Annotated in this window: 24 protein-coding genes; 11 read left to right on the forward strand and 13 right to left on the reverse strand. The window is 38.2% G+C overall.

Features of this window, described 5'->3' with window-relative positions; all coding sequences use genetic code 11:
- Positions 1-17: 17 nt before the first annotated feature.
- From envZ to greB, 3 genes are all read right to left on the reverse strand, one after another.
- Complete coding sequence (gene envZ, locus RI845_RS18115) at positions 18-1,310, reverse strand: two-component system sensor histidine kinase EnvZ (RefSeq protein WP_348387576.1); 1,293 nt, start codon at positions 1,308-1,310, stop codon at positions 18-20.
- Positions 1,311-1,325: 15 nt separating this feature from the next.
- Positions 1,326-2,051 (reverse strand): osmolarity response regulator transcription factor OmpR, encoded by a 726-nt coding sequence (ompR, locus tag RI845_RS18120; RefSeq protein ID WP_348387577.1) that lies wholly within the window; start codon positions 2,049-2,051, stop codon positions 1,326-1,328.
- Positions 2,052-2,238: 187 nt separating this feature from the next.
- On the reverse strand, positions 2,239-2,715 hold the full coding sequence (gene greB, locus RI845_RS18125; RefSeq protein ID WP_348387578.1) for a transcription elongation factor GreB: 477 nt from the start codon (positions 2,713-2,715) through the stop codon (positions 2,239-2,241).
- Positions 2,716-2,941: 226 nt separating this feature from the next.
- Between greB and RI845_RS18130 the strand changes: the two genes are divergently transcribed.
- From RI845_RS18130 to RI845_RS18145, 4 genes are all read left to right on the forward strand, one after another.
- Complete coding sequence (locus tag RI845_RS18130; RefSeq protein ID WP_348387579.1) at positions 2,942-5,263, forward strand: Tex family protein; 2,322 nt, start codon at positions 2,942-2,944, stop codon at positions 5,261-5,263.
- A gap of 8 nt (positions 5,264-5,271) precedes the next feature.
- Complete coding sequence (locus tag RI845_RS18135; protein WP_348387580.1) at positions 5,272-6,405, forward strand: glycerate kinase; 1,134 nt, start codon at positions 5,272-5,274, stop codon at positions 6,403-6,405.
- An 89-nt stretch (positions 6,406-6,494) separates the two neighbouring features.
- Positions 6,495-7,076: an NADPH-dependent FMN reductase gene (locus RI845_RS18140; protein ID WP_348387581.1), complete on the forward strand. Its 582-nt coding sequence runs from the start codon at positions 6,495-6,497 to the stop codon at positions 7,074-7,076.
- Between the two features lie 89 nt (positions 7,077-7,165).
- On the forward strand, positions 7,166-7,546 hold the full coding sequence (locus RI845_RS18145) for a BlaI/MecI/CopY family transcriptional regulator (RefSeq protein ID WP_348387582.1): 381 nt from the start codon (positions 7,166-7,168) through the stop codon (positions 7,544-7,546).
- 16 nt (positions 7,547-7,562) lie between these two features.
- On the opposite strand, the gene RI845_RS18150 is transcribed toward RI845_RS18145, so the two are convergent.
- Complete coding sequence (locus RI845_RS18150; protein WP_348387583.1) at positions 7,563-8,063, reverse strand: Spy/CpxP family protein refolding chaperone; 501 nt, start codon at positions 8,061-8,063, stop codon at positions 7,563-7,565.
- Positions 8,064-8,216: 153 nt separating this feature from the next.
- Here RI845_RS18150 and RI845_RS18155 point away from each other — a divergent pair, with 153 nt between their 5' ends.
- From RI845_RS18155 to RI845_RS18165, 3 genes are read left to right on the forward strand one after another with little or no spacing between them, the layout of a single operon-like run.
- A complete protein-coding gene (locus RI845_RS18155; protein ID WP_348387584.1) occupies positions 8,217-8,921 on the forward strand; it encodes a response regulator transcription factor in 705 nt (234 codons plus the stop codon).
- On the forward strand, positions 8,911-10,314 hold the full coding sequence (locus tag RI845_RS18160) for an ATP-binding protein (RefSeq protein WP_348387585.1): 1,404 nt from the start codon (positions 8,911-8,913) through the stop codon (positions 10,312-10,314). Before RI845_RS18155 ends, RI845_RS18160 begins: the two co-directional genes overlap by 11 nt.
- A 30-nt stretch (positions 10,315-10,344) precedes the next feature.
- Complete coding sequence (locus tag RI845_RS18165) at positions 10,345-11,403, forward strand: alpha/beta fold hydrolase (protein ID WP_348387586.1); 1,059 nt, start codon at positions 10,345-10,347, stop codon at positions 11,401-11,403.
- 19 nt (positions 11,404-11,422) lie between these two features.
- On the opposite strand, the gene RI845_RS18170 is transcribed toward RI845_RS18165, so the two are convergent.
- On the reverse strand, positions 11,423-12,325 hold the full coding sequence (locus RI845_RS18170; RefSeq protein ID WP_348387587.1) for a cation diffusion facilitator family transporter: 903 nt from the start codon (positions 12,323-12,325) through the stop codon (positions 11,423-11,425).
- Between the two features lie 113 nt (positions 12,326-12,438).
- Here RI845_RS18170 and trmL point away from each other — a divergent pair, with 113 nt between their 5' ends.
- Positions 12,439-12,903 carry a tRNA (uridine(34)/cytosine(34)/5-carboxymethylaminomethyluridine(34)-2'-O)-methyltransferase TrmL gene (trmL, locus tag RI845_RS18175; RefSeq protein ID WP_348387588.1) on the forward strand — a complete coding sequence of 155 codons (465 nt, stop codon included), beginning with the start codon at positions 12,439-12,441 and terminating at the stop codon, positions 12,901-12,903.
- 109 nt (positions 12,904-13,012) lie between these two features.
- Here trmL and gpsA read toward each other — a convergent pair whose 3' ends face one another.
- The 4 genes from gpsA to RI845_RS18195 all read right to left on the reverse strand — a co-directional run bounded on the left by gpsA (position 13,013) and on the right by RI845_RS18195 (position 15,301).
- Positions 13,013-14,017 carry an NAD(P)H-dependent glycerol-3-phosphate dehydrogenase gene (gpsA, locus tag RI845_RS18180; RefSeq protein WP_348387589.1) on the reverse strand — a complete coding sequence of 335 codons (1,005 nt, stop codon included), beginning with the start codon at positions 14,015-14,017 and terminating at the stop codon, positions 13,013-13,015.
- Positions 14,018-14,020: 3 nt separating this feature from the next.
- Positions 14,021-14,527: a protein-export chaperone SecB gene (secB, locus tag RI845_RS18185; RefSeq protein WP_348387590.1), complete on the reverse strand. Its 507-nt coding sequence runs from the start codon at positions 14,525-14,527 to the stop codon at positions 14,021-14,023.
- A gap of 67 nt (positions 14,528-14,594) precedes the next feature.
- Complete coding sequence (grxC, locus tag RI845_RS18190) at positions 14,595-14,852, reverse strand: glutaredoxin 3 (protein ID WP_348387591.1); 258 nt, start codon at positions 14,850-14,852, stop codon at positions 14,595-14,597.
- A gap of 23 nt (positions 14,853-14,875) precedes the next feature.
- Entirely contained in the window at positions 14,876-15,301 is a 426-nt protein-coding gene (locus RI845_RS18195; RefSeq protein ID WP_348387592.1) for a rhodanese-like domain-containing protein, read from the reverse strand.
- A gap of 284 nt (positions 15,302-15,585) precedes the next feature.
- Here RI845_RS18195 and gpmI point away from each other — a divergent pair, with 284 nt between their 5' ends.
- Both gpmI and RI845_RS18205 read left to right on the forward strand, forming a co-directional pair.
- Positions 15,586-17,130 carry a 2,3-bisphosphoglycerate-independent phosphoglycerate mutase gene (gene gpmI, locus RI845_RS18200; RefSeq protein WP_348387593.1) on the forward strand — a complete coding sequence of 515 codons (1,545 nt, stop codon included), beginning with the start codon at positions 15,586-15,588 and terminating at the stop codon, positions 17,128-17,130.
- A 93-nt stretch (positions 17,131-17,223) separates the two neighbouring features.
- A complete protein-coding gene (locus tag RI845_RS18205) occupies positions 17,224-18,312 on the forward strand; it encodes a murein hydrolase activator EnvC family protein (protein WP_348387594.1) in 1,089 nt (362 codons plus the stop codon).
- 58 nt (positions 18,313-18,370) lie between these two features.
- Here RI845_RS18205 and RI845_RS18210 read toward each other — a convergent pair whose 3' ends face one another.
- Both RI845_RS18210 and RI845_RS18215 read right to left on the reverse strand, forming a co-directional pair.
- Positions 18,371-18,940 (reverse strand): RDD family protein, encoded by a 570-nt coding sequence (locus tag RI845_RS18210; RefSeq protein ID WP_348387595.1) that lies wholly within the window; start codon positions 18,938-18,940, stop codon positions 18,371-18,373.
- A gap of 228 nt (positions 18,941-19,168) precedes the next feature.
- Complete coding sequence (locus tag RI845_RS18215; RefSeq protein ID WP_348387596.1) at positions 19,169-19,888, reverse strand: PEP-CTERM sorting domain-containing protein; 720 nt, start codon at positions 19,886-19,888, stop codon at positions 19,169-19,171.
- Between the two features lie 353 nt (positions 19,889-20,241).
- Here RI845_RS18215 and RI845_RS18220 point away from each other — a divergent pair, with 353 nt between their 5' ends.
- A complete protein-coding gene (locus tag RI845_RS18220; protein WP_348387597.1) occupies positions 20,242-21,030 on the forward strand; it encodes a divergent polysaccharide deacetylase family protein in 789 nt (262 codons plus the stop codon).
- Here the strand turns inward: RI845_RS18220 and RI845_RS18225 are convergent.
- Complete coding sequence (locus RI845_RS18225) at positions 21,018-21,800, reverse strand: S1 family peptidase (RefSeq protein WP_348387598.1); 783 nt, start codon at positions 21,798-21,800, stop codon at positions 21,018-21,020. The genes RI845_RS18220 and RI845_RS18225 overlap by 13 nt on opposite strands.
- 3 nt (positions 21,801-21,803) lie before the next feature.
- Positions 21,804-24,530, reverse strand: coding sequence for an XrtA/PEP-CTERM system TPR-repeat protein PrsT (gene prsT / locus RI845_RS18230; RefSeq protein WP_348387599.1), 2,727 nt, complete (start codon positions 24,528-24,530; stop codon positions 21,804-21,806).
- Positions 24,531-24,604: the final 74 nt, after the last annotated feature.

Raw genomic sequence — 24,604 nt, forward strand, 5'->3', positions numbered from 1 at the left:
TTTAAAAGTTTCGACCGTTAATTTAATGGCAACTCAACAGTTGCCACTAAACCGCCAGTGCTGCGATTTTTTAATGACACTTTACCGCCATGGCCATCAACTATTCGCTTTATAATCGCCAAACCTAAGCCACTTCCATCAGTCCCTCTTGCTGTATCGCCTTGGGTGAAAGGTTGGAATAAGCGTTCTATTTCACTATCGCTAATGCCAGGGCCATTATCGGCAACATTAAAGTAAGCTCTATTGGTTTCTTTATTAATGCCACTGCTAATTTCAATATCATTGCTTGAATATTTAAAGGCATTTTGAATTAAGTTTGCTAATACTCGTTTCATTGCAGCATATACCATCGGGATCTCAGCACTTTGGCCAAGCTGTAAGTGAATATTTTTACCTTCAACGCCTTCGAGTTCAACAACATCTTTTATCATTTTATTGAAATCAATCGGTTGTGTTTTATCCATCATGTCATGACGAATATAATCAATAAATTGATCAATGATAGCATTCATGTCATCAATATCTTTTTCGATACCATCTTTTAGATAATCTTCATCTTCACTCATCATTTCGCTGGCAAGACGAATGCGAGTTAATGGGGTACGCAAGTCGTGAGATATACCCGCCATTAATAAGCTGCGATCAGCCTCTAATTGTTTGATACCTTTTGACATATGGTTGAAAGCCCGGGTTACAGCGGTTACTTCTGTTGACCCTTGCTCTTTTAATGGGTCTGGGATTTGACCTTTACCCACGTCAATAGCGGCTTTTTGTAACGCCTTTAATGGACGGTTTAATTGTCTAATGAACAACCAACCACCAGCAACACTCAAAACACCAATTAACACTAAATAGAAAATCAAAGGGTAAAAGCTGGCTTCATCTAAGCCGTGTAAAGGAATTTTGACCCATAATCTTGGCGCTTGCGGCGGCCTGATCCAAAACAAGTATTCATCACCTTGTGAAATCCTAACTTCAGCTTCACCTTCAAGTAACTCACTCATTTGCATAGACAAGTACGGGTAATACGACGCGTCAGCCAAACCCAACATTAATGCATCTTGTTCACGGTAAACACCAATGCCTGTTTCTTTATGAAACGCTTCCGCCAATTTAGGATTGAATTTTGAATTACCACCATCAATAAATACAACTTTTACTTGCTTGGCAAGTAGCTGATTTATTTGTTCAAGGTTTGGTTTAATAACGTAAATTGCCACCGAAAGGTATGACACTACTTGGTTAATTAATAATAAAAAACCAATTAATAATACGGTTTGGCCAAAGGCACTACGTGGTAATATTTTCATCTGAAATTAGATAGACTAGTTTACTACACTGCCGTCAGGTACAAACACATAGCCAAGTCCCCACACGGTTTGAATATAACGTGGATTAGCGGGATCTTGTTCAAGCATTCTGCGTAAACGAGATACTTGCACATCAATACTGCGCTCTAAAGCCGAATAATCTCTACCACGCGCTAAATTCATCAACTTATCACGAGATAATGGCTCTCTAGGGTGAGTAATCAAGGCTTTTAATACTGCAAATTCACCACTCGTTAGTGGCATAGACAAGTCACCCTTAGACATTTCTCTAGTTGCTAAGTTTAAGGCAAACTCGCCAAACTCAATAACCTCTTCTTCCAGTGACGGGGCGCCTGGCGCTTCTTGAGTTTTTCGTCGTAATACTGCTTTTACTCGCGCAAGCAATTCTCTAGGATTAAAAGGTTTCGGCATATAATCATCCGCACCAAGTTCTAGGCCGATAATACGATCGACTTCATCACCCTTGGCGGTCAACATGATAATTGGAATTTGATTTTCTTCTTGGCGTAATCGACGACAAATAGACAAGCCATCTTCACCGGGTAACATTAAATCAAGTACAAGCAGATGAAAATTTTCACGTTCTAACAATCTATCCATTTGTTCAGAATTGGCAGCACTTCTTACCACGAAGCCTTGCTCAACTAAATAGCGTTCTAACAATGCGCGTAACCGCATATCATCATCTACTACTAATATTTTTGGGGTTTCCTGTCCCATATGAGCCTCTATCTTTAATGTTATCTTATTAATATAGTATCGACTATAAGCTAATTTTGTTATTTTTCAAAAGCTAATAATACTTTTCGACAAGCTAGTTTGTTACAAGTTATGAATGAAATTAATGATATTTCCAGTACTGGAGCCCAGTTGCAGTAAATTTTACATCATCGGTTTTGTTTTACTCTTAACGTTGATATTCAATTTTATTGATAAACCAGACCATTGGGCCTTCCGGTGTCATCACTTCAACTTCATCGTCTACTTCTTTTTTTAATAATGCCCGCGCCATCGGCGAGTCGATAGAAATATAGTCTTTAGCGTCACCGTATATTTCTTCCGGACCTACAATGCGAAATGATTTAGTATCACCTTGCTCATTTTCTATTTCGACCCGAGCACCGAAAAATACTTTGCCGTCTTGTTGTGGCGAATAATCAACAATTTTTAAATCTGGCAGCAATTTTCGTAAAAAGCGTACGCGGCTGTCTATTTGTCGCAGCACACGTTTATTAAAATGATAATCGGCGTTTTCCGAACGGTCACCAAGACTTGCCGCCCAAGACACGATTTTAGTAATTTCAGGTCTCTTTACTCGCCACAGGTAATCTTCTTCTTTTTGCAGCTTTTGATAGCCTTCACGAGTTATTAATTTGGTTTTCACAAGTTAAACTTCTTAAATTTGTTCTGTTCATTAACTAACAATTTGACAATATACTGGCAAATTGACAGTGTTCTATGGGTATTTTTACTTGGTGCCGTGCATAGTCCTGCACTTTGAATGGCAACGGGTATACAATGCAGATATAATTTTATTTAGATAACAGTATATACCCATGCGATTTCAAAAAGCAGGCTCGCGTGGGATTTAAAATCAGGATTATTGATTAATGATAAACATTTCGCAAACCATTGCCGAAGAATTAAAGGTTAACACCAACCAGATTAATGCAGCAATAGCATTGCTTGATGATGGCTCCACTGTGCCATTTATTGCCCGTTACCGTAAAGAAGCAACCCAGGGATTGGATGACAACCATTTGCGCCACTTAGAGCAACGTTTAACGTATTTGCGCGAACTGGAAGATCGCAAAAATTTAGTATTAAAGAACATAAAAGAGCAAGGTAAGTTAACTGATTCATTAAAACAACAAATCCATAGCGTCGATAATAAGACTGAGTTGGAAGATTTATACCTACCATTTCGCCCTAAACGTCGAACTAAAGGGCAAATAGCAATAGAGGCTGGCCTAGAGCCGTTAGCAAACAAGCTCTATCAGGATTGGTCATTAGACCCTGAACAAGCAGCGGCTAGTTTCATTAATACAGATACAAACTTCAGTGACGCTAAAGCCGTTTTAGAAGGTGCTTGTTATATCTTAATGGAGCGTTTAAGCGAAAATGCCTCGTTAATACAGAAGTTGCGTAAACATTTAATTAAACAAGCATACCTAACCAGTAATGTCGTTAAGGGTAAAGAAAAGGCTGCACAGAAGTTCAAAGATTACTTTGAACATTCTGAAATGCTGGCCAAGGTACCATCACATCGTGCTTTGGCTATGCTAAGAGGCCGAAATGAAGGTTTGTTACAGTTAAACCTAGATGTAGATCCAGGTTTTGAAAAAAATGCCGAATCGAGTTGTGAGCAAATTATTCGCGACCATTTCAGTCTACGTTTATCAGCACAGCCCGCAGCTCAGTGGCTTAATAAGGTTGTACGTTTAACCTGGCGAGTAAAACTTGCCTTATCGCTTGAAAATGAGTTATTAACGGCAATGCGTGAACGTGCAGAAGCCGCAGCAATAAAAGTTTTTGCCGATAATTTGAAAGATTTATTAATGGCTGCCCCTGGCGGCGCTAAAGTGACCATGGGTATTGATCCGGGCATACGTACTGGTTGTAAAATAGCCATTGTTGATGGAACATCTAAATTACTCTACACCACCACCATCTACCCTCATGAGCCACAAAAACATTGGGATAAATCAATACGGACTATTTCTACCTTAGTGCAACAATACAAAGTCGAGCTTATTGCCATAGGTAACGGTACCGGTTCACGTGAAACCGACAAACTGGCAGGTGAAGCAATTGCAAAACTGTCAGCAAATAAACCAAATAAAATTATTGTTTCTGAAGCGGGAGCCAGCATTTATTCCGCGTCAGAATTCGCTGCAAATGAGTTTCCTGACTTGGATGTTTCATTGCGTGGCGCGGTGTCAATTGGCCGTCGTTTACAGGACCCGCTTGCTGAATTGGTAAAAATCGAAGCAAAAGCCATTGGTGTTGGTCAATACCAACATGATGTAAGCCAAAGCCAGTTAAGCAAAACCCTTGATGGCGTGGTAGAGGATTGTGTAAATGCTGTCGGTGTTGATCTTAACAGTGCGTCTGTACCATTACTTAACCGCGTGTCTGGGTTATCTAAAACAATGGCGCAAAACATTGTTCAATACCGTGAGCAGAATGGTCGATTTGAAAAACGTAATGAATTGAAAAAAGTAGCTCGTTTAGGACCAAAAGCGTTTGAACAAGCAGCAGGTTTCTTACGTATTAATAACGGTAAAAATTTACTCGACAGCTCTGGTGTTCACCCGGAAAGTTATAGTGTGGTAGAAAGTATTATTGATAAATCTGCGGTAACGATTAATGACTTAATTGGCGACTCTAATTTATTAAATGCCTTAAACCCAGAAGAATTTACCAATGAACAATTTGGATTGCCGACCGTTAAAGACATCATCAGCGAATTAGACAAGCCAGGCAGAGATCCTCGTCCAGAATTTAAAACGGCAACCTTCAAAGAAGGTGTGAATACCATCAACGATCTTGAGCTTAATATGACCCTTGAAGGCGTTATTTCAAATGTGACCAACTTTGGTGCTTTTGTCGACATTGGCGTTCATCAAGACGGTTTGGTTCATATCTCTTCTTTGACCAATAAGTTTGTGAGCGACCCTCGTGAAATTGTCAAAGCTGGTGATATTGTAAAGGTAAAAGTTTTGGAAGTTGATCCAAGTAGAAAACGCATTAGCTTAACCATGCGACTTGAAGAATCTGCCAATAGTAATAACCAACATAAAGCCAAGCAGCATAACAAGCCAAAACAACAACCCACTAAAAACCATGCGGCAAAGCAAAAGCCACAACAACCGCAAAATAGCATGATGGGCAATGCCTTTGCTGATGCATTTGCGAAAGCAAAGAAATAGAGTTTGGCTTGAAAATAGTTATCGCTCCAGATTCATTTAAAGAAAGCTTAACCGCCTTAGAAGTTGCTCATGCTATTGAGGCAGGGTTTAAGCAAGTATTTCCCGATGCAAAGTACGTAAAGATACCAATGGCCGATGGCGGGGAAGGCACCGTACAGGCACTTGTCGATGCAACCAAGGGCAATATAGTGCGTACCTCGGTAAAGGGTCCTCTACATGCACAGGTTGATAGTTTTTATGGCATTTTAGGGGATGGTGAAACCGCAGTGATAGAAATGGCCGCTGCGTCTGGTTTACACCTAATTGATGAAAGTGAGAAGGATGCCAAACTTACTTGCAGTTATGGCACTGGACAACTCATTAATGATGCTTTGGATAAAGGCATTAGAAAATTTGTCATTGGCCTTGGAGGCAGTGCAACAAATGATGGTGGCGCTGGTATGTTAACTGCGCTTGGCGCTGTATTAACAGATAGCAATGGTAAACAAATACCAGCAGGCGGAATACATCTTCATCGACTCAATCACATAGATCAAACCAACATTCACCCACAACTAAGCCGCGCGACATTTCTTGTAGCTTGCGACGTAAGTAACCCATTATGTGGTGATTACGGTGCAAGTGCAGTTTTTGGTTCACAAAAAGGTGCATCAAAAACAGACATCGCGGAGTTGGATAAAAATTTATTACACTTTGGTCAAAAATTAGAAGCCGTAAGTAAAAAAACTATCGTTAATTTTTCAGGTTCTGGCGCTGCAGGTGGCATGGGTGCAAGTTTATTAGCCATATGTAATGCGCAGCTGCAATCCGGAATAGAGCTAGTTACTAGCACCCTAGATTTAGCTGATAAAGTGAAAAACGCTGACTTAGTGATAACAGGTGAAGGAAGGATTGATGGCCAATCGGTATTTGGTAAAACACCTGTTGGTGTTGCTAAAGTGGCTAAGCAGCACGATTGCGCTGTTATCGCAATTTCCGGTTCGGTTACGGATGATTATGATGTGGTCTTTCAACATGGCATAGACGCTGTTTTTCCCATTATTTCCGAGCCTTGCAGCTTATCCGAAGCATTAGCAAAAGGCGCCATAAATATTAAACGTACAGCATTTAACATAGCTAACACGCTAAAGCTAAACAATTGATTTATAACAGATTTAAAAATATACTGGCAAAGTACAAATGAGTGTTCTATTGTAATATTTGGCCTGAATTATTATTGAAATTGTTCATTATGAGTAAAATATTAGCGTTTTCTGGCAGCGCCAGAAAAAACTCTTTTAACCAACAATTAGTATCAATAGCCGCTAGAGGAGCACAAGCTGCTGGCGCTGACGTTACGGTAATTAATTTGAAAGATTTTCCCATGCCTATTTTCAATCAGGATGATGAAACTGAACATGGTATGCCAGAAATCGCACAACAGCTTAAAAAACTTATCAGTGAGCATGATGGCTTTCTGATCGCCTCGCCTGAATACAACAGCTCATGTAGTCCGCTATTAATTAATGCCATTACTTGGGCATCTAGGGCAAACACACCTGACGAAGTACCATTAAGTGCATTTCAAGGTAAATATGCTTCGATTATGGCTGCATCTCCTGGAGCTTTAGGGGGCTTGCGTGGTTTGGTCACATTACGGATGTTACTAGGTAATATCGATGTCACCGTGTTGCCTGAACAAATTGCCATAGGCAAAGCTTATTCGGCATTTGAGCAAGGTAAAATTAGTGATGAAATCAAACATAATCGAGCGAGGGAGATAGGTGCAAACCTACATACATTATTAACCAAGCTCAAACCTGAAGTTGAATAGAAATAACTATTTATTGCTCGAAATATTGCCAACGTTCAAAAAACGTACTACATTACATAGTCTTATAGAATAAAAAAAAAGAGTAGGATATGACTAGTATTGCTGTTAGCAAAAAACCAACATCAGCAGAACTCAATTTACTGGCAACCCTATGGGAAATTGGCCCTGCTACTGTCCGTCAAGTACATGAAGCTGTTTCTCAAAAACAAAACAGCGGTTACACTACCGTATTAAAAATACTACAAATAATGTTTAATAAGGGCTTTGTCGAACGTGATGAAAGTATGAGAGCCCATGTCTATTCAGCAAAAGTTAGTGCTGACCAAACACAGGCAGACCTTATTGAAGATTTAATTAATTCCGCGTTTTCAGGCTCTAGTAAACAGCTAGTGTTACAGGCATTGAATCAAATTAAATCTAAAACAGACGTTGCTGATATTATGCAGGTACTAGAACAACAATTAGCTTAGCATTGATTAACTAACGTTAAACTTTAGGCTTATCTTTTTGTTGTTTTCTTTGTTTCATTTTCTCCTTCCTTAGCTGCCTTTTTTCCATGTGCTGTTGCTTTAACTCAGCGAGCTTTTCTTTCTGCTCAACTGTTAACAATTGATACATTTGGTGCATGCTCTTGGCTGAAATCAAGCTTGATTTTGCCTGATGCTCTGCTTTTTCTTGTTGTAATAAAATGAATGCATTTTCATCAAAGGTTTCAGCTTGAATAAGAGCCGTAAACTCTTCTTTATTTGCTTTTCGGTCACCTTTCTCTGCCATTAACGCCTGCATTTGTTCTTTTTTAGCGAGCTGAATATCTTTAACTTGTTGTTGTTGCTCTTCAGTTAAGTCCAACTTACTCATAACCCAGCGCATATCATCTCTTTTATCACCGCCTCTGTGAGAGCCACCTTGATCTTTTGCTGCTGCAGTAAAGCTTAATGCGCCAATAGCACAAACTAATAATACAAATTTCGATAATTGTTTTGTCATGTTGTATTTTCCTTTATTAAGATTTCATAATTATAGTAGCTAATATCAATGCAAAGTTGTGCAAAGCAAACGTAAAGATTAGGTAAAGTCTGTGACGAATATCAAATAAATCGCTATGATAAAATCAAGCACGTTTAAATATAAAGTAACCCCATGACTAATAAACACTTATTGCTAATTGACGATGACCAAGAGTTGGTCGAACTACTGACTGAGTTTTTAACAAGCGAAGGCTTTCGAGTAAGTAGCGCTTTGGATGGCATTAGCGGATTAGAAAAGGCCAAAACAGAACAATACAGCTTAATTTTACTCGATGTGATGTTACCCGGCTTAAATGGATTTGAATTATTAAAAGCGCTAGGCGATAAACACCACACCCCCATATTAATGTTAACGGCTAAAGGTGATGACACCGATAGAGTATTAGGTTTAGAGCTGGGCGCCGACGATTACCTACCCAAGCCATATAACCCCAGTGAATTACTTGCGCGTATTAAAGCTATATTGCGCCGCATTGATATCATTCAAAATAAAGATAAAGCCGTTACGCTTGAGCATAATAATGTATTAGTAAAAGGCGCAAGTAGAGAAGTATTTTGTCATGACCAGTTAGTGCTACTTACTGGAACAGAATTTGAAATGCTACATTTATTAATGGAAAACTTAGATACAATCGTGTCTAAAGAACAACTTTCAGAGCAGATATTAGGTCGTTCACTTTGTGCTTATGACAGAAGTATCGATATGCACATCTCAAACATTCGTAAAAAACTGCAATCGCATGCCCAATTAGATAAGATAAAAACTATTCGCGGTGTGGGTTATGTTTTTATGAGTGGAGATGAAAGTGTCGTTTAAAAAGGTTTTTAGTTCATTAACCTTAAAAGTCTTTCTAGGTTTCTGGATTATTGCTCTGTCTGCAATGTTTATCACTCGCTGGATCTCTATACAATTTATTGAATTTGATCGCGTATCAGCAATAACACCAACCCAACAACAACAAATAGATAAAATCAGCAGCCGTGTTGAAGGTTTATCTAAACGCTCCAATATAAATATCATTAACCTTATTAATGAGAAAGATAGGCGAATGCCAAAAGAGGTGTGGCTTAAATCTCGAGCAAACAATAAAATTTTCACTAATTCCAGATATGCAAGACCTGACGTTTTTGAAGCCATTGCCAAGCAGAAGTTTACTCAAGCCGTTGTTACCAACATACGCGGCTATGAATTAATTGGTCCTATTCAAATAACTCAAAGAAGACAACAATTTAACTTATTTATAGGCAAACTTCATCGCCCTAAGGATATAGCAGGCTTTTTACATGGCATGCCAATCTGGCTGCGGGTATTTACTATGATATTCGTTACCGGTGGATTAATTTGGTTACTGTCATGGTATTTGATCAGGCCTTTGAAAAAGTTAACACAAGCTAGCCACCGTTTCGGCGGTGGTGATTTAACCGTAAGACTGCCTGAATTTAATCAACGTAACGATGAAATTGGTAATTTAGGGCAAGCATTTAATGACATGGCTGAACATTTAGAAAGTTCTATTGGTGCGCAGCAACGTTTGCTTGGTGATGTTTCTCACGAATTAAGGTCACCATTAACCCGTTTACAATTAGCGTTATCTTTAGCAAACAAAGTAGAGAATAAGCCGGAAGAACTAACAAAATATTTTGATCGCTTCAAAATAGAAATAAACCGCTTGGACGAAATGATTGCCCAAGCTTTGCAATTATCTAGAATTGAAAATCAACTGCAACAAATAAACTTGCAGCAGATGTGTTTAACCGACTTAGTGGAACAACTCATTATTGATATAGAGTTACCACTAAAACAAAAACAGATTAGCCTTAACTTTAAATGTGATAAACGTTATCACATAACTGCCGACGTTAATCAATTAACCAGTGCTATTGAAAATATTATTAATAACGCCATTCGATACAGTCCTGAAAGCTCCATTATTGAAGTTGTATTAACCGCTAAGGCTAATTTAATAATACTTACTATAAGTGACCAAGGCCGAGGTGTTCCAATCAATCAACTGGAACAAATATTTACGCCATTTTATCGCACTGCACAGGCTCGAGACAGAGTGAGTGGCGGTACAGGTTTAGGTCTTGCGATAGCAAGTAAAGCTATTCTAGCTCATCATGGTAAAATTTATGCGCAAGCAGCCACAGCTAATGAAGACTATCCGGGATTGAAAGTTACCATCGAATTGCCTTATCCTAGTATCTGACTTAGTGCGAAATTTCGAATTGGTAAATCAATGCGCATATTTCTTATTTTAATCTATACAGCCCTGTTAGGAAGTATGCCAGCAATGAGCTCTCCGTTTCGCTTTACCCAAGAACATGAATTAATCGCACAGCAATCTGTTATTGAAGCATTTTGGCAAAGCGGAGAATTTGCAAGCTTTAAAAGCTATGATCAACTTGATATCCACTATGCGCTATTTTTTAGCCCTACAAACACTCAGTGCATTGTTGTTTCTTTAGGACGATCTGAAAGCTACTTAAAATATAAAGAACTGATTTTTGATCTAGCAAACAATGGTTATAACGTGGCGATTATAGATCATCGCGGACAAGGTTTATCTGAACGAGAGCTTACAGATAAGAGTAAAGGCTACGTTGGTGATTTTAATGATTACGTCGTCGATATGCACCAATGGCTAGAAAATATTGTTAAACCAAAATGTAATCATGACCTATTCATGTTGGCTCATTCTATGGGAGGCACAATAGCAACACGATATGTTCAGCAATTTCCTCAAACATTTAATGCGCTAGTGCTATCTTCTCCTATGATAGCCATTGACGGCGGCCACATACCTGATTGGCTAAGCAAGGCTGTGATTAAAACCAGCCATTTTATAAACGCTCTATTTACTGAACAGTCAGCGTATTTCTTTGGTTACGGGCCTTATAAAGAAAAAGTTTTTGCTGGCAATGACTTAATGCAGTCTGAAATTCGCTTTCAACTATTTAAACAAACCTATGAGCAAAACCCTCAACTACAACTTGGGGGAGTTACTTTCTCTTGGCTAAACAGTGCAATAGAAACAGAAAAACTAATTTTTGAAAATTTAGCTGATATGCAAACACCAATACTACTGCTACAGTCTGAACATGACACTGTGGTGAGTAATGTTAAACAACTGCATTTTTGTCAGCAGTTAAATGCTTTGCATCCGCAATCATGCCCAAATGGCCAACCCGTTGTGATAAAGTCGGCGCTACACGAATTACTGTTTGAAAAAGATGAAATTCGTAATGAAGCTTTAAACCAAGCACTAACCTGGTTTAATCAACATGGCCAAAATTAACTAATTATCATTCTGATTGTTAAGCTTTTTCGCGACAAAGTTCTCTTGGCACTACAGAATGTGGGTCTTGATGAATAAGCACTTCTGTATGTTCAAATTGTGCCAATAATGCCTGCTCAATTTGTTCCGCTATTTTATGTGCTTCAACTAACACTAGTTGATCAGGTAACTCCAGATGAAATTGAATGAACTTCATTTTACCTGCTTGTCGCGTCCTTAATTCATGAAAGCCAAGGGCGTCTGTATTAGCGTTAATAATATCTTTGATAATACGTAAATCACTTTCATCCAACTCTTTGTCCATAAGATCATGCACACTGTGATAGATAATTTGTACAGCACCGACAATCAGAAATATACCAACTAAAATTGTAAAAATACCATCGGCATAAACCATATTAAATTGGCTTAACAGTAAGGCAACAATAACGCCAAGGTTTAAAAATAAATCGCTTTGGTAATGCAATGAGTCAGCGGCAATTGCTACAGATTTAGTTCGACTTATCACATATTTTTGTAAAATGACTAACGCCAAAGTTAATACTATAGCTAAGATACTGACACCAATTGCCACGTTACTATGCTCTATTGGGGTTGGATTAAACACCCGATCGGCGCCATGAAACATTAACAATATTGCCGAGCCTAGTACAAATGATGATTGCATTAGTGCAGCCAAATTTTCAGCTTTACCATGCCCAAATTTATGCTCTTCATCTGCAGGAGCCAAAGAGAATCGCAAAATAATAAAACTGGTTAAAGATGCAAAGACATCCAACAGTGAATCCGTTGCAGAGGCCAACATTGCCGCAGAATTTGAGATCCACCAAGCATAAATTTTAGTGGTTACCAAAATGAACGCGACAGCAACAGCTGCTTTACTGGCTAACTTCACTAAACTTTCATAATCTTTATTTTGCATTTACTACTGATCTCAAAACTTTTTATAATTTATTTTACATCATATCGATTGGTAAGGTGAATAAGTCATTGTATAATCCATCACTTATATTCATAATTTTTATGCGAATCACTATGCTTGATATTGTTCTTTTTGAACCAGAAATTCCACAAAATACCGGAGCTATTATCCGTTTATGCGCCAACAGTGGCTTTCGCTTACATTTAATAGAGCCTTTAGCGTTCGATATCGATGATAAAAAATTGCGCCGTGCCGGCTTGGACTATCATGAATTTGCTAATTTAAAGCTGCATAAAAATTACAATGAATTCATCAAACAAGAACAACCTAAACGTATTTTTGCCTCAACGACTAAAGCGACACGTTTTCATGGTGATGTAAGCTTTGCAGAAGGTGATTATATTATTTTTGGCTCAGAAACTCGTGGTCTACCTGATGCAGTAAGAGATTTGATCCCTGATGAGCATAAAATTCGAATTCCAATGGTAGAAGATTCACGCAGTATGAACTTGGCGAATTCAGTATCAGTGATGGTGTATGAATCTTGGCGTCAGTTTGGCTTTAAAGGCGCAGTTTAAACTGTAACGTATCTCGTACCTAAAGTAGCTGCACAGATACTTTCACTGAATTACAGAATTAAAAAAACGTCCCTCGGGACGTTTTTTTATTGAAAATAGCTTATAAAAATTATTCGCTTTTTCTGTCTCTCCCTAATAGCGCAATTGCCGCATCTTGTGCCGGTTTACCTTGATATAGCACTTGATAAATTTGCTCAACAATAGGCATTTCAACATTATGGCGTTTTGCCAACATGTGCACTTCTTTAGTATTACGGTAACCTTCGACTACTTGGCCAATACTTTCAATGGCATTATCAACAGTTTCACCTGCACCAAGAGCTAGACCAAAGCGCCGATTACGTGACTGATTATCAGTACAAGTAAGCACTAAATCACCTAGACCAGCCATCCCCATAAAGGTAGAAGCCTGCGCTCCAACAGCAGCACCTAAGCGCGTCATCTCAGCTAAACCACGAGTTATAAGAGCGGTACGAGCATTTGCGCCAAAACCGATGCCATCAGCAATACCTGCACCAATAGCAATTACATTTTTAACTGCACCACCAAGCTGAACACCAATAAAGTCTTCATTTTTATAAACCCGGAAAGTTCGTTCACAATGCAACAAGTCAGATAGCGTATCAGCAAAGTCATCATCGGTAGATGCAAGTGATATTGCCGTAGGTAATCCTGCCGCCATCTCTTTCGCAAACGTTGGTCCAGACAAAACAGCTAAACTTACATTATCACCAAGAACCTCTGCAGCAACATCTTGTAAAAGGCGTCCCTCTTGTGGATCTAGGCCTTTTGTTGCCCAAGCCAATTTATGCTCGTTAGTCAAAAATGGTTTAATTTGCATTAACATATCGACAAAAGCATGGCTTGGCACGACTAATAAAATATTAGTGCTCGCCTTAATAGCAATTTCGATGTCAGTTTCTAAAACTAATGAATCGGGAAAAGTAAAACCAGGAAGATATTTTTCATTACTGCGTGCTGCAGTCATATCATTTACATGAGTTGCACTTCTGCCCCATAACAAGGTTTTATGAGCATTGCGTGCAAGGCAAAAAGCTAGAGCAGTGCCATACGACCCTGCTCCAATAACACTAATGTCAGCAGAAACTGACATAAATTATGCGTCAGCCTTTGGTGCTTCTGCTTGCGCTTCAGCTGCACGTTTTTGTACGTATGAAGCGAATAATGCGTCAAAGTTAACTGGCGCTAAGTTTAATTGTGGGAAAGTACCACGAGAAACTAGGCTGCTTACAACTTCACGAGCATATGGGAATAATGTATTAGGGCAGAAAGAACCTAATGTGTGAGCAATTTGTGGCTCTGGCATGTTACCAATAGTGAAAATACCCGCTTGTTGTACTTCACATAAAAATGCAACTTCTTCGCCTAAGTTAGCAGTAACTGTAAGGGCAAGGATAACTTCAAATGTGCCTTCAGCTAGTTTGTTAGAACGTGTATCAAGGTCTAATTTGATTTCAGGCTGCCATTCTTTTTGAAAAATAGCTGGACCAGCTGGTGATTCAAAAGATACATCTTTCGTGTAAATGCGTTGAATAGCAAATTGTGGTTGTGCTTGTTGTTCGTCGGCGCCGTTAGCAGCCGGAGTTTGATTTTCTTCAGACATTATCTGTACTTCCTAATTTATTTTAAATTTCGCTGCTAAACAGCTGTTCTAAACTTATTATTTGTTATTAATTTACTAATAACGCATCTAATTTTTGCGAATAATGCAGGTCCATCAAATCATCACAACCGCCAATAACTTGGTCGTTGATGAAAATTTGCGGCACTGTCATTCCGCCATTACTGCGTTGAATCATTTCGGCACGTTTTTCTGGCTGCAAATCGATGCTTATCTCTTCAAAATCAACGTTTTTTTGTGTCAAAATAGACTTAGCTCTTACACAAAACCCACACGTCATTCGGGTATAAATTACAACATTTGCCATCAGTTTGCCTTACTTGAAACTAGCTATTTAGCTACTGGTAAATTAGCACCTTGCCATGCGGCAAAACCACCTTTTAGAATGCTTACTTGCTCAAAGCCTGCTTTCGCTAGATTGCTCGCAGCTTTGCTAGCAGTCATTCCAGCAGCACATACAACTATAATGGGATTACCTTTTTCTTTTTCAAGGCTTGCAAGCTCATTGTTGTTAATTTTTTCCATAGATACTTGCTTTGAACCAATAATATGGCCCTTTTTAAAGTCAGCATCGCTACGAATATCAACAATTACACCGTCTTCACGGTTTACCAATAACGTTAGCTGTTGGTTATTAACTTCTTTGATATTTGACAATTTACTTTTGATGGTGATTACCAACAACATAGTGACAATTGCCAACCATGCCATGCTTAGTACTGGATTATTTCCAGCAAATTCAATGTATTGTTCCATAGTACTACTTACTCTGTGTTTAATATCAATTTCTATTTATTGATATAACATTTATTTTTAATGTAAAACAGACCTGCTGCCCACCGATTTCAAGGGGACAAGTATACCCGTGCTACCTCAAAGTGCAAGAAACATGCATCTAGAGCTGGTACAAGCATACTCTTTTGAGCATTAATTAAAAAAATACTCGCTGATTTGCTCTCAACTATAGCCCTGAGGACTGATATTTAATAGTATTAGGTCTTATTCATCAAAAAAACTCACGGTATTCACAAGGCAGTCTCATGAACAACAAAAAATCTATGGTGTTATTAATTCTCGATGGTTGGGGATATCGTGAAAATAGCGAATCAAATGCTATTTTTCATGCAAAAACACCGGTGATGGATGATTTAATGAAAAATTACCCTAGCATGTTAATTGAAACATCCGGGATGGCTGTAGGTTTGCCTGATGGGCAAATGGGTAATTCTGAAGTTGGTCATGTAAATTTAGGCGCAGGTCGAATTGTTTATCAGGATTTTACTCGCATCACTAAGTCTATCGAAACTGGCGAGTTCAACCAAAACCAAGTTCTGATTAATGCAATTGATAAAGCCGCAACAAACGATAAAGCTTTGCATGTATTTGGTTTGATGTCACCAGGTGGTGTGCACAGTCATGAAGAACATATTTTAGCCTTGTTGGATATGGCAAAAGCTCGCGGCGCCGAGAAGGTTTACTTACATGCATTTTTAGATGGCCGAGATACTCCGCCACGCAGTGCAGAGTCGACACTTGCCAAGGCTGAGCAAAAGTTTGCCGAGTTAGGTAATGGTCAAGTTGCTTCAATTATCGGCCGTTATTTTGCTATGGACAGAGATCAGCGCTGGGAACGTGTTGAAGCCGCTTATAATTTATTAGTAAGCGGTGAGTCATTATATACTGCGGACAGCGCAATTGCCGGCTTGAAAGCAGCCTACGAACGTGATGAAAACGATGAATTTGTTTCTGCCACTAATATTCCAGATAGTAATGGTAATGCTATTACAGTGAACGATGGTGACTCACTAATCTTTATGAACTTTAGAGCCGATAGAGCTCGTCAATTTAGTCGCTGCTTTACTGAAGCTGATTTTTCAGGGTTTGAACGTAAGTCTAAACCTGAACTTGCTGATTTTGTTATGCTTACCGAATATGCTGCCGATATTAATGCACCAGCAGCTTTCCCGCCTGAACCTTTGCATAATGTAATGGGCGAATGGTTAGAGAAACATGATAAAACCCAATTAAGGATTTCTGAAACAGAAAAATATGCTCACGTGACGTTTTTCTTTAGTGGTGGTAAAGAAGATACCTTTGCTGGCGAACAGCGAATTTTAATTCCTTCTCCACAAGTTGCTACGTACGATCTGCAACCAGAAATGAACTCAACGTTGTTAACCGACAAACTTGTCGCGGCAATTGATAGTGGCGAACACGACTTAATAGTATGTAATTACCCTAATGGTGACATGGTAGGCCACACGGGGAAATTTGATGCTGCAGTGCAAGCCTGTGAAGCTGTTGATCATTCTATTGGTCGAGTTGTTGAAGCATTAAAGCGCAACGGCGGAGAATGCTTAATTACTGCCGATCACGGTAACGCTGAAATGATGGTAAATGCCACAAGTGGACAGGCGCATACTGCTCATACATGTGAGCCGGTACCTCTTATTTACGTTGGCAGAAATGCATCTGTATCTAAAACAGGGGCATTAAGTGATATTTCACCAACCTTGTTGCACCTAATGGCAATGGAGCAACCGAGTGAAATGACCGGTACCCCATTAATGACTTTAAATGATTAAACTTTAGTGAGCTTGTTGTACTCATTTATTCATAAACAACACCGCACGGTGAAAAGGACATTTAAGTCTTTACCACTGTGTGTGATGTGTTGTTTGTGGCTAAATTCAGCAACTGTGTTTGCTCAAAACAATGAGACTACAAAAGATCTATCCTCAGTAAAGCAAAAAATAGAACAACAAAAAGCAGCCATTAAACTCACCAATAAGCAGCAACAAGAAATTCAACAACAGCTTAAAAAAGATGATTTAGCCATTGCAAAAACTGCCGCAAAAATGAATGAAACTCGCGGCAAGCAAAAACAAACTCAAGAAAAAATAAAGCAGCTGAATAAACAGCAGCAAGTTTTAGAAACCAAAAAGAAACAACAAGAAGATGTGCTCGCTGAACAAATTCGCAGTGCTTACTCTGCCGGACATCACGACTACCTTAAGTTGCTACTCAATCAGCAGGGTCCTAGTAAAGTTCAACGTACTCTCACCTATTATCAATATTTGAATGATGCTCGCATGACCAGCATTGAAAATTTTGAACAAGTATTAATTGAACTTAGTAAAATTGAAGAACAACAGCAACAACAAGCCGAACAGCTACAGGTATTAGTGGCAGAGCAAAAAGAGCAAAAACAAGCGATTGAAGTAAAGCAACAAGAGCGTAAACAAACACTTAAAAGCTTAAATTCGCAAATACTATCGAGTAAACAGCGCCTTAATAAGTTAGAAAGCGAAGAAAAATCATTAATTCAAACCTTAGCCAGAATTCAAGCGCAACTGCAAAAAGAAAAAGAACTGAAAGGCTTAAGTAAGCTTAAAAAGAAACTGAAATGGCCAGTAAAAGGTCGAATTGCTCATAGTTTTGGTACGAAAAAGCAAGGATACTTACGCTGGAAAGGTGTGCTGTTAAATGCAGGAGTAGGCAAAAGTGTTAAAACCATACACAACGGCACTGTCTTATTCGCCGACTGGCTAAAAGGCTATGGTTTAGTCATAGTGATTGATCATGGTGAAGGTTATATGAGCTTATATGGCCATAACCAAACACTATTAAAAGGCGTAGGCGATCGCGTTGAAATTGGTGAGCCTATCGCCTTAGTTGGCCAAAGTGGTGGTCAAAGCCAATCGGGATTGTATTTTGAAATCCGTCATAAAGGTAAGCCAGTAAACCCAAAACTTTGGTGTAGATAAACCGACACACTAGTGTCGTCTTGAACGGGGTTCAGGCTCTCAAATTAGAATACTCTATTTAACTATTTGAACTGGCAAGTTCTTTTCTAGGCTCTTTTACGATAACAACCGTACCCGCTAACAAATCTTGCGCAGCTTGATTGCGTTTGGTAAACATCATCACAACGAATTCACTCAATAACCAATAACCAAACAGTTGTGCACATAACGCTGACACTTCAGGGTTAAAGCTGGCTAAATACGCTTCACGTTGATGAAATCCTAAGCTTGCATAATGGCTAAAGTCCATTGAAAATAATGCAGTTAAAGCAAAAGCAGCACCAAATACAGCAAAACCAAGATCAATAGAACTGCGCTTGAAAGAAGTATTGAAATCAAAACGACCTAAGTCTTTATTAACAACTATTAAGCCTAAAAAATGCTTACCAAATGTAGCGCCATACTTACCATTGAAGTAATAACCATAATACCAGTAAGCAAAATGACTAAAAATTATTGCGATAAAAGCAAAAGATATATGTACGAAAGACAAACTTGAAATTAGCAGCATTAGGATCAAAATAATTAAACCATCAATCACATTAGCCATCATACGTTGCCAAATATTTGCATAAACTATTGGTTTCATTTTTAGTTGCCTTTAAACTGTACACTATTCATAGTTCACAATACTGCTAGTGCCAACTGTAATCAAGGTGTAACTAAAAAATATTTGTCTGTAACCCACGTTTTTAAAGGGCTTGTTACTAAACGGTAAAGTAATTGTTAACCGAACATGGTCCTTTTTAAAAAATGTAAATAGGCTTACTTTCATTGTTTAAAGAAAGGGATTTAAAAGTGAGAGAATAATAAATAATCAAATATTTTTATATTTTACCGCTAGTCCTAATATGGCTATAGCAAATAACAACAAAGTACCAGGCTCTGGTACCGGAACGCCAGCAGGACCAACACGTTCATCATAACCAACGTAAACAGCATCAAGTAAGTGCCCAGTTGTATCTGTTGCAGCACTTAATGACGTTAATTTAAGTGTGTAAGAACCGCCGTCACCAATAAAACCAGAAGAAAACATTGTCCAGGCATCTTTATCTGTATTTGAGTAAATTTGAGTAAAAATATTAGGTGAGCCAATATTAATAACTTCCACCATAAAGCGACCGTCGTTATTGCCACGAGCACGATAATCAAAACCAAATATATAATGACTATTTAAAACAGTAGAAAATGTTTGTGAAATACTAAAGTATTCATCACTAGCTTGCCCAGGGTGAGCATTAAGCTCAGCGAGTTGATCACCATGAGTGGCTGGGGTACCAAAAAGACCATTCCAAATTTCAATTCGACCATCTTTTATTTCTGCTCCTGAACTGTCAACTATCGCACTACTCTCCCAGCCAATCACATCATCAGCAGCATAATGCCGCCAAGATGTACCGGGAATGCTAGGTTCTTCAAAACTACCATTAATTAAAAGGTTAGTGGCATCACTATATATAAGGCCTGCTGTTGCAGTATTGATTATTGCGGCAATAGCAATATAGGAAAAGAGCAAAAAACACTTTATTATTTTCATATTTAATATCAGCTTTATTATTAGATTCAATTTTTCTTCAGTATGTTCCCTCTCACGGATGCAACATGTAGTCCAAGTTTATAATTCATTGATATTACTTAAATAAAGCTCAGCTAATCAATTTAAACTCTAAAAAGTGTAAAATTTCCTGACGATTAAAAATGAGCGTAACCTAGCAGACCTACCTGATCCTAAATAAACCAACTTCAAGCTATGCCAGATTAAAACTCTTCAAGTAAAATAAATGTAATAATTTAGTTTACTACTCGATTTTCATTTTCAATATTGCTATTCTAAATTTAACAAGCAAGGCTTTAAGCCTGATGCATTTTATAAAAATAAGAATTTTCCTAGTGCGCATATTTTTTTCTTTGTTTATTTTTGTAGTCGTTAATCTATTTGCAACAAGTGCTAATGCACAAGGCAAAGACAAAATAGCCATTGTTATTGATGACATCGGTTATAGATCAACTGACAAAACCGCCTTACAACTTCCAAAACAAGTTACTTTTTCTGTACTGCCCCATACACCATTTGGTCGTGAGTTAGCCGTTCAAGGTAATCAGCAACAACGTGAAATTTTATTACATGTGCCAATGGAATCTATAAACAACTTATTACTTGGGCCTGGGGCATTAACAAGTAACATGGATGAAGCCAATGTTAAGAAAACATTAGCGGCATCTATTGCTGATATTCCTCATGTCATCGGCATCAATAATCATATGGGCAGTTTACTTACCCAAAAATCTGCCCCAATGTCTTGGACTATGCAGTTTTTAAAAGAAAACGATTTATTTTTCTTAGACTCAAGAACCAGCAAATATTCACAAGCCGAATATATAGCGCAACGTATAGGTGTTCCAAGTTTACACCGCCACATTTTTTTGGATAATAAAGTTGATGAACGCTACATTGAGCAACAATTTAATAAACTGATCCGCAGCAGTAAAAAAAATGGTGCGGTTGTAGCCATCGCCCATCCACACCCTGCAACAGTAAGAGTATTAAAGAAAATGATCCCAACTCTTGCTGAGCGCAACATTGAGTTAGTTACAATTTCTCAATTATTGCCATTAGAAACGCCAAGTCAAATTAGCCAACAAAAAATAGAATTAACTGACCAACATCAAGGTGAATAAATATTGAGTTTTTGCTCTTGAATTAATTCATTCAAAAATTTTATTGGTATTGCATAGGTAATGCCACTTGGGTTGGTTATTGCAGACTCTTTAGTTTTCTGAACAAACACCTTATTTATCACCGCAACAACCTCGCCATTAGATTGTAGATAAACGGGACTACCACTATTCCCCGGATATGCCGTGGCATCAAGTTGATAAACCAGATATGGATTTTTTAAAACCTTCACCATTGACGGACTCAACTGTGTTGAAGCCATAACAGGAATAACTACAGGTGTAATACTGGCAACAATACCTTTGTGAGTAACCGGATATAAACCCAATACTGCTCCAATAGGAAAACCAGTAAAAGCTATTGACTCACCCTCGGCAATGAACTGATCTTGATGAAGCTTTAATGTGGGTAATTTAGGACCGTTTTGTTTAAGAATGGCAATGTCATGCCGCTTTGAATAGGCAACAACTTCTATATTTCGCACTTCACTTTTCTTACCAAAGCCAACAAAAATGACTCGCTTTTGTTTCGCTTCAATTTTAATGTCTTGGGCAAGCACATGATAATTAGTGACAATATAATGACCATTGCCAATGACAAAACCTGTACCATGCAAACGGCTTTGTGGGCGAGCGTTAGCTTGATGAATGCCCACCCCTACAATAGCCGGTTTTACTTGAGCGATTGTTTGTACTAGCTGTTCATTAGCAGTTACTACGCCAGAAATACCGCAGAATAATATTAAGCAGATTATGATGGGGTTTATCCTCATGCGTTAATCTACCAACAGTTGCTCAACTTGCCTTTTTTCAGGACCATCATTAATCATTGCCAAAACGGCTCTCGAATCATCCATCCTATTAAGATAAATCAATAACTGAGCATAGTGCAGCATGATCTCTTGATTCTTAGGATCAATTTCTTGCGCTTGAATTAGCAATTTTTCTGCAGCAGCGTACTCCTTCATTTTCATATGTGCTACCGCTAGTGTATCTAATACTTGTGGCTGCTCAGGAGCTAAATTGGCAGCTTTTTTGGCTGTATCTAAACCTAACTGATATTCACCAGCTTGAATTGCAGACCACGCTAAATTATTTAGTACAATAACGTTATCAGGTCGCTCTTCAGCAAGCTTTTGATAGAATACTAGAGATTGGTGAGGATCTTCTTCAACATTTAACTCTGCTAACAAATTTTCTAAAGGCAAGTTGCTGCCATACTCTTGCAGCGCAGAATTTACAACTTTTATGGCTAATTGAGTTTCATTTAATCGTTGCAACAGTTTGGCATACATAAACGAATTAGCTAAATCAGGGTTTAATTGATGCAACTGCATCGCATAGGGTTTGGCCGCTTCAAAGTCGCCTTTTCCTTGATAATACAAATTATTAACGCCAAAGTATAAATTTTGATCAACATCCCCAGGGCGAACGCTAGCTAATACTTCTCCAGCTCGGTCAAACGATTTTGAAAAAATTAAATAGTTTACTTCAAATAATAATAGGTTTTTGTTTAAGGGAAATTTTTGTTGAGTCTTTTTTACTTCCGTATAGGCCTGTTGATACTTTTGCTGAGCTTCAAGTGCGTATAGTAAGCCAGTGTAAGCAGGTAAAGCATTAGGTGTTCTAAGAATTAATTTATTAAATAATCCCTCTGCGGCGGCATAATCACTAGCTCTAAGCGCCATTTTCGCATACACAGCAAGATAGGCTGGATTATCGTTAGCCTCATTAGCTAACTCCTTTAAAAACTCAACTGCCTGAGTACGTTGGCCAACATTTTCCATCGCTTTTGCTTGTGCAACTTTAAATACAATGGAAGACTTAGTAGCCAAAAACTTAGTAACTTTTTGTTTGTCATCAAATTTATTTGCTAGACTGACCAAAAGATCAATACTAGCCAAATGATTTTCATTTATAGACAATAACTGGGTTAAGCGATTATAGGCTGCCTCAAGCTTATTAGCTTTCATATCAAGTAGCGCTAAATTAAATAACCCTCCAACACTTTCACTATCTTTAACTAGCGCCTTTTTGAAAGATGCTTCAGCTTGGGTAAGCATATTTTGTTTTCGCCAAACTAAACCTTGGGCTAAGTAACCTGAATCTTTATCGGGAAATTGGTTTATCCATTCGTTAGCCACTGTCATGGCTTTATCAAATTCATTTTTTTGCAAATAATTATATAGGAGGGCTAAACGCGCTTTATCATAGCTTGGGTCTATATCAATGGCTTGTTGTAAATCTTCAATGCCTGAAAAATCATTCAATGACAGTTTAAATGTTCCTCGTCTACTCAAATTAGCCGCATTCTCGATATCAATATCGTCCATTTTATTAATATATTCTTTAGCTTTAGTTACTTCACCAGTTCGAATCAACGCTAAACTCGCATTGGCTAATAAATTAAAATCTTTTTCATTGATATCGTCTATTGCATCAATGGTAGTTATCGCTTCTTGGGTATAACCTAATTGTAATCTAACAATAGCCAACAACTGAGCACCAAAATGATTAGGAGCCATTTGCTTTTCAATTGCCGACAAATGATGAAAAGCCATTTCAATATTATTAGATTTATAATGCCCTATACCAGCGATTAGATTGGCTTTAAACAGACTAGGTTGGTTGGTTAATGCAATGCCTGCGTATTCTGCAGCTTCTTTATATTTTGATTCTCTTAACGTTAATTCAGCTTTGGTCTCATTAGCAATTGAAGATGCAGGAAAGCGATTGAGCAGTTTGTCAGTTTCAGACTCTGCTTCGGTGTATTTTTCAGCTTTCATTAAGGCAGATATAAAGCTTAACTTCACTAAATAATTAGTTGGAAAAACCTCAAGGTAAGCCTTAAACTCAAGCAATGCCACATCATGATTTTTGGCCAACATATTTAAATTTGCATAAACTAACTTAGCATCTAAAAATTCGGAATCTCTTTCCATTAAGCCTTTTGTTAAAACAATGGCTTCGTCGACTTGATCATTATTCGCAGCCACCCAACCTTTAGCTAATTGGTAATAAAAATTTTCATTCGGTTCATGCGCCAACACTTGGCTTAGCAATGGCATACCATTTTGCGTATCGCCCAAAATAGTTAAACCAATTCCTGCAATAGCATTAGCTTCTACTTGCCCTTCAAAATTTAATTGAACAATAAGGTTTAAGTGTTCTAGTAATGAATTTCGATCACCTAAAATTAAGTCACTTCGAATAAGTAAAGGGACAACGAGGTTGGCATCAAAATTTAGCTCAAGGCTGCGCAAAAACTCCTTTTTAGCGCCAGAGCTATCACCAGTATGCAAGTAACTTTTAGCCAACAAGAAACGGCTCTTTCCGTCATCAGGCTGCTGCTGAATGGCATTTTTAAGCTCAATGATGGCAGATTGGTAATCTTTACTCGAAATAAATTCACTTGCAGCAACTTTATACTCATCAGCTGACTTCTGTTGGCTACAGGCAAAAAGAAACACTGAAATGATTATAAAAACTATTTTATTGTTCATTTGACTTCCTTGCGTTTGTTTAAATAGTTGAAATTTGAAGACAACTTAAACATTCAAAGAAAGTATAGGTGAAG

Origin of the sequence: Thalassotalea nanhaiensis, from assembly GCF_031583575.1 — a bacterium.
GTDB lineage: Bacteria > Pseudomonadota > Gammaproteobacteria > Enterobacterales > Alteromonadaceae > Thalassotalea_A > Thalassotalea_A nanhaiensis.

Coding starts and splice junctions, on each gene's coding strand:
- RI845_RS18155 (WP_348387584.1), top strand. CDS start 8,217: ATGACTAATAAACACTTATTGCTAATTGACGATGACCAAGAGTTGGTC.
- RI845_RS18150 (WP_348387583.1), bottom strand. CDS start 8,063: ATGACAAAACAATTATCGAAATTTGTATTATTAGTTTGTGCTATTGGC.
- RI845_RS18130 (WP_348387579.1), top strand. CDS start 2,942: ATGATAAACATTTCGCAAACCATTGCCGAAGAATTAAAGGTTAACACC.
- RI845_RS18210 (WP_348387595.1), bottom strand. CDS start 18,940: ATGAAACCAATAGTTTATGCAAATATTTGGCAACGTATGATGGCTAAT.
- RI845_RS18225 (WP_348387598.1), bottom strand. CDS start 21,800: ATGAGGATAAACCCCATCATAATCTGCTTAATATTATTCTGCGGTATT.
- envZ (WP_348387576.1), bottom strand. CDS start 1,310: ATGAAAATATTACCACGTAGTGCCTTTGGCCAAACCGTATTATTAATT.
- RI845_RS18140 (WP_348387581.1), top strand. CDS start 6,495: ATGAGTAAAATATTAGCGTTTTCTGGCAGCGCCAGAAAAAACTCTTTT.
- gpmI (WP_348387593.1), top strand. CDS start 15,586: ATGAACAACAAAAAATCTATGGTGTTATTAATTCTCGATGGTTGGGGA.
- RI845_RS18215 (WP_348387596.1), bottom strand. CDS start 19,888: ATGAAAATAATAAAGTGTTTTTTGCTCTTTTCCTATATTGCTATTGCC.
- RI845_RS18195 (WP_348387592.1), bottom strand. CDS start 15,301: ATGGAACAATACATTGAATTTGCTGGAAATAATCCAGTACTAAGCATG.
- RI845_RS18170 (WP_348387587.1), bottom strand. CDS start 12,325: ATGCAAAATAAAGATTATGAAAGTTTAGTGAAGTTAGCCAGTAAAGCA.
- grxC (WP_348387591.1), bottom strand. CDS start 14,852: ATGGCAAATGTTGTAATTTATACCCGAATGACGTGTGGGTTTTGTGTA.
- prsT (WP_348387599.1), bottom strand. CDS start 24,530: ATGAACAATAAAATAGTTTTTATAATCATTTCAGTGTTTCTTTTTGCC.
- ompR (WP_348387577.1), bottom strand. CDS start 2,051: ATGGGACAGGAAACCCCAAAAATATTAGTAGTAGATGATGATATGCGG.
- RI845_RS18165 (WP_348387586.1), top strand. CDS start 10,345: ATGCGCATATTTCTTATTTTAATCTATACAGCCCTGTTAGGAAGTATG.
- trmL (WP_348387588.1), top strand. CDS start 12,439: ATGCTTGATATTGTTCTTTTTGAACCAGAAATTCCACAAAATACCGGA.
- gpsA (WP_348387589.1), bottom strand. CDS start 14,017: ATGTCAGTTTCTGCTGACATTAGTGTTATTGGAGCAGGGTCGTATGGC.
- RI845_RS18145 (WP_348387582.1), top strand. CDS start 7,166: ATGACTAGTATTGCTGTTAGCAAAAAACCAACATCAGCAGAACTCAAT.
- secB (WP_348387590.1), bottom strand. CDS start 14,527: ATGTCTGAAGAAAATCAAACTCCGGCTGCTAACGGCGCCGACGAACAA.